The 10,483-nt window shown below is 69.5% G+C and carries 10 protein-coding genes; all 10 read left to right on the top strand.

Features of this window, described 5'->3' with window-relative positions; translation table 11 throughout:
• Positions 1-198: 198 nt before the first annotated feature.
• The 10 genes from ACZ3IJ_RS27245 (at position 199) to ACZ3IJ_RS27200 (ending at position 10,279) form a co-directional block, all read left to right on the top strand.
• Positions 199-807, top strand: coding sequence for a CDP-alcohol phosphatidyltransferase family protein (locus ACZ3IJ_RS27245; protein WP_467472334.1), 609 nt, complete (start codon positions 199-201; stop codon positions 805-807).
• Positions 808-923: 116 nt separating this feature from the next.
• A complete protein-coding gene (locus ACZ3IJ_RS27240; RefSeq protein ID WP_467472332.1) occupies positions 924-3,419 on the top strand; it encodes a sugar phosphate nucleotidyltransferase in 2,496 nt (831 codons plus the stop codon).
• Between the two features lie 101 nt (positions 3,420-3,520).
• On the top strand, positions 3,521-4,450 hold the full coding sequence (locus ACZ3IJ_RS27235; RefSeq protein WP_467472331.1) for a DUF881 domain-containing protein: 930 nt from the start codon (positions 3,521-3,523) through the stop codon (positions 4,448-4,450).
• Positions 4,447-4,779 carry a small basic family protein gene (locus tag ACZ3IJ_RS27230; RefSeq protein ID WP_158985233.1) on the top strand — a complete coding sequence of 111 codons (333 nt, stop codon included), beginning with the start codon at positions 4,447-4,449 and terminating at the stop codon, positions 4,777-4,779. The genes ACZ3IJ_RS27235 and ACZ3IJ_RS27230 overlap by 4 nt, the downstream gene beginning before the upstream one ends.
• A gap of 5 nt (positions 4,780-4,784) precedes the next feature.
• Positions 4,785-5,627, top strand: coding sequence for a DUF881 domain-containing protein (locus tag ACZ3IJ_RS27225; RefSeq protein ID WP_467472329.1), 843 nt, complete (start codon positions 4,785-4,787; stop codon positions 5,625-5,627).
• 82 nt (positions 5,628-5,709) lie between these two features.
• On the top strand, positions 5,710-6,627 hold the full coding sequence (locus tag ACZ3IJ_RS27220) for an FHA domain-containing protein (protein WP_467472353.1): 918 nt from the start codon (positions 5,710-5,712) through the stop codon (positions 6,625-6,627).
• Positions 6,628-6,655: 28 nt separating this feature from the next.
• Entirely contained in the window at positions 6,656-7,399 is a 744-nt protein-coding gene (gene ftsR, locus ACZ3IJ_RS27215) for a transcriptional regulator FtsR (protein WP_467472327.1), read from the top strand.
• Positions 7,400-7,452: 53 nt separating this feature from the next.
• The gene (locus tag ACZ3IJ_RS27210) at positions 7,453-7,926 is read left to right on the top strand and encodes a bifunctional nuclease family protein (RefSeq protein WP_158985224.1); all 474 of its coding nucleotides are present in this window, start codon (positions 7,453-7,455) and stop codon (positions 7,924-7,926) included.
• Between the two features lie 180 nt (positions 7,927-8,106).
• Positions 8,107-8,754, top strand: a complete 648-nt coding sequence (locus ACZ3IJ_RS27205) for a MerR family transcriptional regulator (protein WP_467472325.1) — start codon at positions 8,107-8,109, stop codon at positions 8,752-8,754.
• 118 nt (positions 8,755-8,872) lie between these two features.
• A complete protein-coding gene (locus ACZ3IJ_RS27200) occupies positions 8,873-10,279 on the top strand; it encodes a DNA polymerase IV (protein WP_467472323.1) in 1,407 nt (468 codons plus the stop codon).
• Positions 10,280-10,483 lie beyond the last annotated feature (204 nt).

The following is a 10,483-nucleotide window of genomic DNA, read 5'->3' as shown; positions in this document are numbered from 1 at the left end:
GATGGTACTGCAGGGGGGACCCTGTGGGAGAGTAGGACGCCGCCGAACAATTTTTAGCCTCAACCCCTGGACCTGGTCCGGGGGTTGAGGCATTTCTGCGTTCACGAACAGACGCACGACCCCTGTGCATCCCGTCGCCATGGCTGAAGGTAAGGTCAGGGGGCATCATCGGCACGTTCCCCCACAGGAGGCCCCCGGGTGGAGGTCCAGGAGACTCGCGTTCAGACGGACCGGGTCCTCACCATCCCCAACATCTTGAGTATGGCTCGCCTTGTGGGCGTGCCGCTCTTCCTGTGGCTGATTCTCCGACCTGTGTTCGGTGGACCCAACAGTGATGGCTGGGCCTTGCTCGTGCTGATGCTGAGCGGTGTCAGCGACTATCTCGACGGGAAGCTCGCCCGGCGCTGGAACCAGATCAGCAACCTCGGCCGGCTGCTCGACCCCGCCGCCGACCGGCTGTACATCGTCTCCACTCTCATCGGGCTGACCTGGCGCGAGATCCTGCCGCTCTGGCTGACCGCCGCGCTTTTCGCCCGCGAGCTGATGCTGCTCGTGATGGTGGCAATCCTCCGCAGGCACGGCTATCCGCCGCCGCAGGTGAACTTCCTGGGGAAAGCTGCGACTTTCAACCTGATGTACGCCTTCCCCTTGCTGCTGCTCAGTGACGGAACGGGCTGGCTTTCGTCACTCGCCGAAGTTTTCGGGTGGGCCTTCGCCGGATGGGGTACAACTCTGTATTGGTGGGCAGGGATCCTCTACGTGGTCCAGGTCCGTCGACTCGTGAAGGCGGATACCGAGGCCGATTGAGCCCGTCCGTCCTGTGCCGTGCAGTGTCGCCGGCACGATCGAGGACGCCCGAGGCCCGCAGCGCGGGCAGGTGAAGTCGGCTGGACCGTCGTCTCTTCAAGGAGGACGCTTCCGACATGAAGGCCGTCGTGATGGCCGGTGGCGAAGGAACACGACTTCGCCCCATGACCTCGAGCATGCCCAAGCCTCTCCTGCCGGTGGCGAACCGGCCGATCATGGAGCACGTCCTTCGACTGCTCAAGAGGCACGGACTCACCGAGACCGTCGTGACCGTGCAGTTTCTGGCCTCGCTGGTCAGGAACTACTTCGGTGACGGCGAGGAGCTCGGAATGGAGCTCACGTATGCCAACGAGGAGAAACCGCTCGGCACAGCGGGGAGTGTGAAGAACGCCGAGGAGGCGTTGAAGGACGATGCCTTCCTCGTGATCTCGGGTGACGCGCTCACCGACTTCGACCTCACCGATCTGATCGCCTTCCACAAGGAGAAGGGCGCTCTGGTCACCGTCTGTCTGACCCGTGTGCCGAATCCCCTGGAATTCGGCATCACGATCGTGGACGAGGAGGGAAAGGTCGAGCGATTCCTGGAGAAGCCGACCTGGGGACAGGTCTTCTCGGACACCGTGAACACGGGCATCTACGTGATGGAGCCCGAGGTCTTCGACTACGTCCAGGCCGACACCTCCGTCGACTGGTCGGGTGACGTCTTCCCTCAGCTCATGAAGGAAGGCAAGCCGATCTACGGCTACGTCGCCGAGGGCTACTGGGAGGACGTCGGCACCCACGAGAGCTACGTCAAGGCGCAGGCCGACGTGCTCGAGGGCAAGGTCCAGGTCGAACTCGACGGTTTCGAGATCTCGCCCGGCGTCTGGGTCGCGGAAGGCGCCGAGGTACATCCCGACGCGGTTCTGCGCGGGCCGCTGTACATCGGCGACTACGCGAAGGTCGAGGCCGGTGCCGAGGTGCGCGAGCACAGCGTCATCGGGTCGAACGTGGTCGTGAAGAGCGGCGCGTTCCTGCACAAGGCCGTCGTCCACGACAACGTCTACATCGGCCAGCAGAGCAATCTGCGCGGCTGTGTCATCGGCAAGAACACCGATGTCATGCGGGCGGCCCGGATCGAGGACGGCGCCGTCATCGGCGACGAGTGTCTCGTGGGCGAAGAATCGATCGTTCAGGGGAACGTACGGGTCTACCCCTTCAAGACCATCGAGGCCGGCGCCTTCGTCAACACGTCCGTCATCTGGGAGTCGCGTGGCCAGGCGCATCTCTTCGGCGCGCGCGGTGTCTCCGGGATCCTGAACGTGGAGATCACGCCCGAGCTGGCCGTGAGGCTGGCGGGGGCGTATGCGACGACGCTGAAGAAGGGTTCCACGGTCACCACCGCGCGTGATCACTCCAGGGGCGCCCGCGCCCTGAAACGTGCCGTGATCTCGGCGCTGCAGGCCAGTGCCATCGACGTGCGCGACCTGGAGAACGTACCGCTGCCGGTCGCACGGCAACAGACCGCCCGAGGAAGCGCGGGCGGGATCATGCTGCGGACCTCGCCCGGTGTCCCGGACTCCGTGGACATCATGTTCTTCGACGAACGGGGAGCGGACCTCTCGCAGGCCGGGCAGCGCAAGCTGGACCGGGTCTTCGCACGTCAGGAGTACCGGCGGGCCTTCCCGGGCGAGATCGGCGACCTCTCCTTCCCGGCGAGCGTCTTCGACTCGTACACCGGCTCGCTGCTGCGGAACGTCGACACCTCTGGCGTCGCCGAGGCCGGGCTGAAGGTCGTCGTGGACGCCTCCAACGGCAGTGCGGGGCTCGTTCTGCCGAGCCTCCTCGGCCGCCTCCAGGTGGACGCGCTGACGATCAACCCGGGCCTCGACGAGGCGCGGCCCACGGAGTCGGCGGAGACCCGGCGGGCCGGGCTGGTGCGGCTCGGGGAGATCGTCGCCTCGGCGCGTGCCGCGTTCGGGGTGCGGTTCGACCCGGTGGGCGAGCGGCTGTCGCTCGTCGACGAGCGTGGCCGGATCATCGAGGACGACCGTTCGCTTCTGGTCATGCTCGACCTCGTGGCCGCCGAGCGGCGTTCGGGGCGGGTGGCGCTGCCCGTGACGACCACACGGATCGCCGAGCAGGTCGCCGCGTACCACGGCACGCAGGTCGAGTGGACGACGACCTCACCCGACGATCTGACCCGCGTCGGGCGGGAGGACACCACGATCTTCGGTGGGGACGGCAGGGGCGGGTTCATCGTTCCCGAGTTCTCCAGCGTCTTCGACGGTGCCGCCGCCTTCGTACGGCTCATCGGTCTGGTGGCGCGGACCCAGCTCACGCTGAGCCAGATCGACGCCCGTATCCCGCGGGCGCACGTCCTGAAGCGGGACGTCGCGACGCCGTGGGCCGTGAAGGGGCTCGTCATGCGCCGTGTGGTGGAGGCGGCCGGCGAGCGGTCGGTGGACACCACCGACGGCGTGCGGGTCGTGGAGGCCGACGGACGCTGGGTCATGGTGCTGCCGGACCCGGCCGAGGCCGTCACCCATCTGTGGGCCGAGGGGCCCGACGACGCCTCCGCGCAGGCGCTCCTCGACGAGTGGGCGGGTGTGGTCGACAGCGCAGGTCAGTAGACCGCTGGGACGGGTGAGCCGGGTGGTGTCCGTCGGACGCCGCCCGGCTCTCCGGTGGGGCCATTCGGCGGTAGCAGCGCCGACGTGCGACGATGTGCGGCATGTCGCAGCAGCACCCCGTTCGGAGCACAGGAACACCACCCCCGCGCCCGGACGCGTCCATGTCGCTGCTGAACAACGTGATGGACCATGCGCTCGACGACGGGTACGCCGAGGCATCGGCCCGGCGTGAGGCGGAAGGCGGTGGTCTGCCCCGCACGCTCCGGGCCAAGCTCGGGCTCGCGGCCGGCCTCGTTCTCGCCGCCGCGGTGGTGACCGTGGGCGCCGCCGAGGCGCGGATCTCCGCGCCGGTCGTCGCCAAGGAGCGGCAGGAGCTGATCGACCGGATCGACGCGGAGACCGCGGCGGCCGAGAAGCTGGAGCATGACGTCGAGAAGATCCGTGCCGAGGTCGGTGAGCGGCAGCGCGAGGCGCTCGAGGAGCACGGTGGCGACCAGGCCGAGCTGGTGGCGCTGCTCTCCGGCGCGACGCCGGTGCACGGCCCCGGCGTGAAGCTCGTGGTCGACGACGCCAAGGACACCGAGGAGGGTGGCGGGGGTCCGCGCGAGAGCAGCGGGTTCTCCGACACCGGCCGGGTCCGTGACCGCGACATGCAGAGGGTCGTCAACGGTCTGTGGGAGTCCGGTGCCGAGGCGGTCGCCATCAACGGTCAGCGGCTGACGTCGCTCTCGGCGATCCGGGCCGCCGGTGACGCCATACTGGTCGACAACAAGCCGCTCGTGCCGCCCTACACGGTGCTCGCGGTGGGGGACGGGCAGCGCTTGGCCACCGCGTTCCAGGACAGCGCCGACGGGCAGTACCTGCACGCGCTGCAGGAGAACTTCGGGATCCGCACCAGCATCTCGGCGGAGGCCGATGTGCGTCTGCCGGCCGCGCCGAGCCTGATCGTACGTACAGCAGAGCCGAGGGGAGCCGGGGTCACCAAGCCCACCGGGCGGGCCACGGCCGACACAGGGAAGGGCACATCTTGATCGCCGTACTGGGCCTGATCGTGGGAGTCGTGGTCGGACTGTTCGTCCGTCCCGAGGTTCCGGCGGTGGTCGAGCCCTATCTTCCGATCGCCGTGGTCGCCGCCCTCGACGCGGTCTTCGGCGGCCTCAGGGCCATGCTCGACGGGATCTTCGTCGACAAGGTCTTCGTGGTCTCCTTCCTCTCGAACGTGGTCGTGGCCGCGCTGATCGTCTTTCTCGGCGACAAGCTGGGCGTCGGCGCGCAGCTGTCCACCGGTGTCGTCGTCGTGCTCGGCATCCGGATCTTCTCCAACGCGGCCGCCATCCGGCGGCACGTCTTCCGGGCGTGACACCGATGAGCGACGCGACCAACCCCAAGTCCTCGGAGAACCCGGACGACGACCGGCCGACGCCTGTGGAGCCGGCCACCCCCTCGGCAGCCGCTGCCCCCTCCGCACCCGCCGCCGACGAGCAGCCGCTGACCGGCCGCCAGCGGCTGGCGGCCGGGCTCTGGCCGCCGCGGGTGAGCCGGGCCCAACTGATCGTCGCCGTGCTGCTGTTCGTCCTCGGCCTCGGTCTCGCCATCCAGGTCCGCTCCACCAGCGACAACAGTGCGCTGCGCGGGGCGCGCCAGGAGGACCTGGTCCGCATCCTCGACGAGCTCGACGACCGCACCCAGCGGCTGGAGGACGAGGCGTCGCGTCTGGAGACCCAGCGCTCGGAGCTGGAGTCCAGCTCCGACCAGGCCGAGGAGGCGCGCAAGCAGACCCAGGAGAAGGAGCAGCAGCTCGGCATCCTGGCCGGAACCGTCGCCGCGGAGGGCCCGGGCATCACGCTGACCGTCCGCGGGGCGGCCGCGGCGGTGGAGTCGGACATGCTGCTCGACGCCATCCAGGAGCTGCGCGCGGCCGGTGCCGAGGCGATTCAGGTCAACGACGTACGAGTCGTCGCGGACAGCTACTTCACGGGTAGCGGCACCGACATAGAAATCGATGGAACGAAGGTGGCCGCTCCGTACGTCTTCAAGGTCATCGGCAAGCCCGAGGATCTTGAGCCCGCGCTCAACATCCCTGGTGGCGTCGTGCAGACGTTGGAGAAGGAGCAGGCCACCGCGACCGTGGCCCGGTCCCAGAAGATCGTCGTGGATGCCTTGCGACCTGCGAAGCGGCCTGACTACGCTCAGTCGTCCTCGCAGTGAGGCGGGGGCGCATGGCGGTCGCGCGACAAGGGGGAGACGTTGCGGGGGGTCGCCGCACCACAAGCGTGGTGCGTGGTGGAAACTGTCGGGTGGATACGGACGTTGTGAGGATGTCCGGGTCGGCAGGTGTGTTCATTCAGGGTTCGTCCTGCCCCACGGGCGGGTCTGTTTCGGTCAAGGGGAATCGCCCGTGAGTTTTTTTGCGAAGTTGTTCGGCAAGAGCGCACGCGAGGACGGCGGCAACGCCAAGCACCGCGCGCCGCGCCACGCCCAGAGCGAGGAGCAGGGTGGCGAACGCCCGCTCTTCCGTGACGAGGTCGACGACCATGGCGCGTCGTCTGTTGACCCTGCCGGTGCCGGGCGCATAGGTTTCGGAGAACCATCAACCTCAGGTACGGGTGGAGGGTTCACCCCCGACCCGTATGCGACACAGACCTCCGCGGGTCAGCCGCGGCAGGAGGACGCGTCCATGCCGGTGTGTACGAGGTGCGGTCACCGCAATGCCGCGGACAGCCGTTTCTGCTCCCACTGCGGCACGCCGCTGCGGGGCGGGGCGCCTGTGGAGCGCGCGTCCGAGACGACGTCGACGATCTCGATCTCCGGCCTCGAGGCGTACGACGCCGAGGTCACCGGCCAGACGGCGCTGCCGTCCCTGTCGCCCGAGGCGCAGGCGGCCGTCGAGGCGCTGCCGGCCGGATCGGCGCTCCTCGTCGTGCGCCGCGGCCCGAACTCGGGCAGCCGCTTCCTGCTGGACAGCGAGCTGACCACGGCCGGGCGTCACCCGCAGAGCGACATCTTCCTCGACGACTTCACCGTGTCGCGGCGCCATGTGGAGTTCCGGCGGGCGCAGGACGGCAGTTTCACGGTCGCCGACGTCGGCAGCCTCAACGGTACGTACGTCAACCGGGAGCCGATCGACTCGGCGGTTCTGTCCAACGGCGACGAGGTGCAGATCGGCAAGTACCGGCTGGTCTTCCACTCGAGCCAGCGAGGCATGTGACGCCTCGGGGAAACTTCAGGGAAGGTCCATGCTGCGAACACCGACGGGCGGTGCCGGTCACGGCGCCGCCACCGCGGGCGACCGGCTGGTCAGCATCGGGACGGTGCTGAACCAGCTGCGTGACGAGTTTCCCGAAGTGACCATCTCGAAGATCCGGTTCCTGGAGGCCGAGGGGCTCGTCGAGCCCCGGCGGACGGCCTCCGGGTACCGGAAGTTCAGCCCGCAGGACGTGGAGCGGCTCGCCCAGATCCTGCGGATGCAGCGCGATCACTATCTTCCGCTGAAGGTCATCCGGGAGCATCTCGACGCCCTCGCCCGGGGTGAGCAGATCAGGCTTCCCGCTCCCAGCCCCCAGCGTGACCTGCTCGACGGGGCGTGGGAGGCGGAGGGCGACCGTCCGACCGCGGCGCGCGTGGGGCGGGCCGAGCTGCTCGCCGCCGCCGAGGTGACCGAGGGGGAGCTCGCGGAGTGGGAGTCGTACGGACTCATCGCCGCGGGACCCGAGGGCGGCTACGACGCCGAGGCGGTCACCGTCGCCCGGCTCGTCGCGGATCTGGGGAGATTCGGTCTGGAACCGAGGCATCTCCGGGCGGTCAAAGCGGCCGCCGACCGGGAGGCCGGACTGGTCGAGCAGGTGGTGGCGCCCCTGCGCCGGCACCGTAACCCGCAGACCAGAGCCCATGCGGAGGCCACCGCGAAGGAGCTCGCCGGGCTCTCCGTACGGCTCCACGCGGCACTGGTCCAGACCGCGCTCGGACTTCGCTTGCAGTGATCTTGCGGGGCCCCGACTACCCAAACCGGTCGGGCACGTCCTAGGGTTGCTGTGTGAACGAGCTCGACGTTGTGGGTGTCCGGGTGGAAATGCCCTCCAACCAACCGATCGTGCTCCTGCGTGAAGTGGGAGGCGATCGGTACCTCCCCATCTGGATCGGACCGGGTGAGGCAACCGCGATCGCCTTCGCCCAGCAGGGGATGGCCCCTGCCAGGCCGCTGACGCACGACCTCTTCAAGGACGTCCTTGAAGCCGTGGGCCAAGAGCTCACCGAGGTCCGCATCACCGATCTCCGTGAAGGTGTCTTCTACGCGGAGCTGGTCTTCGCCAGCGGTGTCGAGGTGAGCGCCAGGCCGTCCGACGCCATAGCGCTGGCCCTGCGCACCGGAACGCCGATCTTCGGCAGTGACGGCGTGCTGGACGACGCCGGTATCGCGATTCCGGACGAGCAGGAGGACGAGGTGGAGAAGTTCCGCGAGTTCCTCGACCAGATCTCCCCCGAGGATTTCGGGTCCAGCAGCCAGTGAGGTCCGGCCGCTGTTCACCGGGTGCCGTCAGGGCATTCGGATAGCCTTTCCCCGGAGAGGGGCACGCGAAACCACTCTCAGGGTGATTATCACTCGGCGTGCCGAGTGTGGCGATCGTTGACGCACCCCGAGCGACTGCCTACCTTCGTGTGGGCAGGTCAAGGACGGAGGGTCGGCGTGATGAGCAGCGGCGACGGTACGGCAGGGGGCTCCCTCGGGCGCGCGCCCGGGGAGAGCGGTCCGTATCCGCTTCACGGCAGTGTGGGCGACTTCGGGGCGGACACGGGTGCGGGGGCGGCGCCGAACGTCGTCTCCGACGAGGCGGCGGTGACGGACACGGTGGGATACCGCGGTCCGACGGCCTGCGCGGCGGCGGGGATCACCTACCGCCAACTGGACTACTGGGCACGCACCGGGCTCGTCGAGCCGAGCGTGCGGCCGGCGTACGGATCCGGGACGCAGCGGCTGTACAGCTTCCATGACGTCGTCGTACTCAAGATCGTCAAGCGGTTCCTGGACACCGGGGTCGGGCTGCAGAACATCCGGGCCGCCGTCCAGCATCTGCGGACCCGCGGCTTCCGCGACCTGGAGCGGATGACGCTGATGAGCGACGGGGCCACGGTCTACGAGTGCTCATCGCCCGACGAGGTCGTGGACCTGCTCCAGGGCGGTCAGGGCGTCTTCGGGATCGCGGTCGGCGTGGTTCGGCGCGATGTGGAGGCGGCGCTCTCCCAGCTGCATGGGGAGCGGATCGACACCGGCGAGACGCTGATCGGTCACAACCCCGGCGACGAGCTCGCGCGCCGGCGGCGGGATCGCGCGGTCTGAGCGGTCCCCGGGCTGTGGCGCGTCGCGTTGTGTGGCGCGTCTGGCTGGTTCGTCGTGCTGTGGCGCGTCCGTATGTGCGTGCGGTCGATTGTCAGTGGTGTAGGGCAGCATCGGACGTGTGAGAGCCGCGCCGACGATCCTGCATCTCGACATGGATGCCTTCTTCGCCGCCGCCGAGCAGGCGGCGAAGCCCAGTCTGCGCGGAAAGCCTGTGGTCGTGGGTGGTCTCGGCCCGCGTGGGGTTGTGGCGACCGCCTCGTACGAGGCCCGGCGCTTCGGCGTGCACTCCGCGATGCCGATGGCCCAGGCGCGGCGGCTGGCGCCCAACGCGGCCTATCTTGTGCCGCGCTTCGGCTTCTACCGCTCGATCAGCGAGCAGGTCATGGAGCTGCTCGGGCGGCTGTCGCCGCTCGTCGAGCCGCTGAGCCTGGACGAGGCCTTCGTGGACCTGGAGGCCGGGGGAGTGGCCGACGACCGCGCGAGCGCTCTGGAAGCCGGTGAGCGGCTGCGCAGGGACATTCTCGCCACCACGGGGCTGACGGGGTCCGTGGGGCTCGCGGGGTCGAAGATGCTCGCCAAGATCGCCTCCGAGGAGGCGAAGCCGGACGGGCTGGTGCTGATGGAGCCGGGGACCGAGCGGGAGCTGCTGGGGCCGAAGTCGGTGCGGATCCTGCCGGGGGTCGGCCCGGCCACCGGGGAGCATCTGCGGCGGGCCGGGATGACCACGGTCTCCGACCTCGTGGAAGCGGGCGAGGACGAGCTCGTACGGCTGCTGGGGCGGGCGCACGGGACCTCCCTGTACCGAATGGCCCAGGGGCACGACGATCGGCCCGTGGTGGCCGAGAGGGACGCGAAGTCGGTGTCGGTCGAGGACACCTTCGACGTGGACCTGCATGACCGGGTGCGGATCAGGACCGAGGTGGAGCGGCTTGCCGATCGGTGCGTGGGGCGGCTGCGGGCGTCGGGACACTCGGGCCGGACGATCGTGCTGAAGGTCCGGCGGTTCGACTTCTCGACGCTGACGCGCTCGGAGACGTTGCGGGGGCCCACGGACGACCCGCTCGTGGTGCGGGAGGCGGCCGGGCGGCTCCTGGAGGGCGTGGACACCACGGGCGGCGTGCGGCTGCTCGGCGTCGGGGTGAGCGGCCTCGCCGACTACACGCAGGAGGATCTCTTCGCCCAGGCGGCGGAGCGGGAGGAGGAAGCGGGGGATACGGGGGGATCGGGGGGTGCGGGAAGCCCGGAGGGCGCGGTGGAGGACATGTCGGCGCCTGCGGCCGCCTCCGAGCCGGAGGAGCCGCAGACCGTCGAGCGGAGATGGGCACCCGGGAACGACGTACGCCATGCGGTGTACGGGGCCGGGTGGGTGCAGGGGAGCGGGGTCGGGCGCGTCACCGTGCGCTTCGAGGAGCCGCAGTCGCCGCCGGGGCGGGTACGGACGTTTCTCGTCGACGATCCGGAGCTGGAGCCGGGGGAGCCGTTGCCGCTGGTGGGGCCGGAGGGAGGGGCGGCGGCGGTCGCCTAGGGGGTGCGTCCGGCCTTCGGCCGGGCTTGTCGTTCCCACCCGCACCACCCGTGCAGAGGGCATGGCAGAGGTGGGGGTCTCCCTGTGGGTGGTGGCCGCGCGGTCGGCAGGAGTGGGCGGGTGGTCAGGTCTTCTCCGCGCCCGCCAGGGTATGTAGCTGGCGTGGCAGAGGGGCCCGGCTTCCCAGTGGCTGGTGCCTCGCCG

This window comes from Streptomyces sp. NPDC013317 (assembly GCF_055563155.1).
The sequence above is the reverse complement of the archived record's forward strand: the minus strand, read 5'-3'. Positions and strand labels throughout refer to the sequence as shown.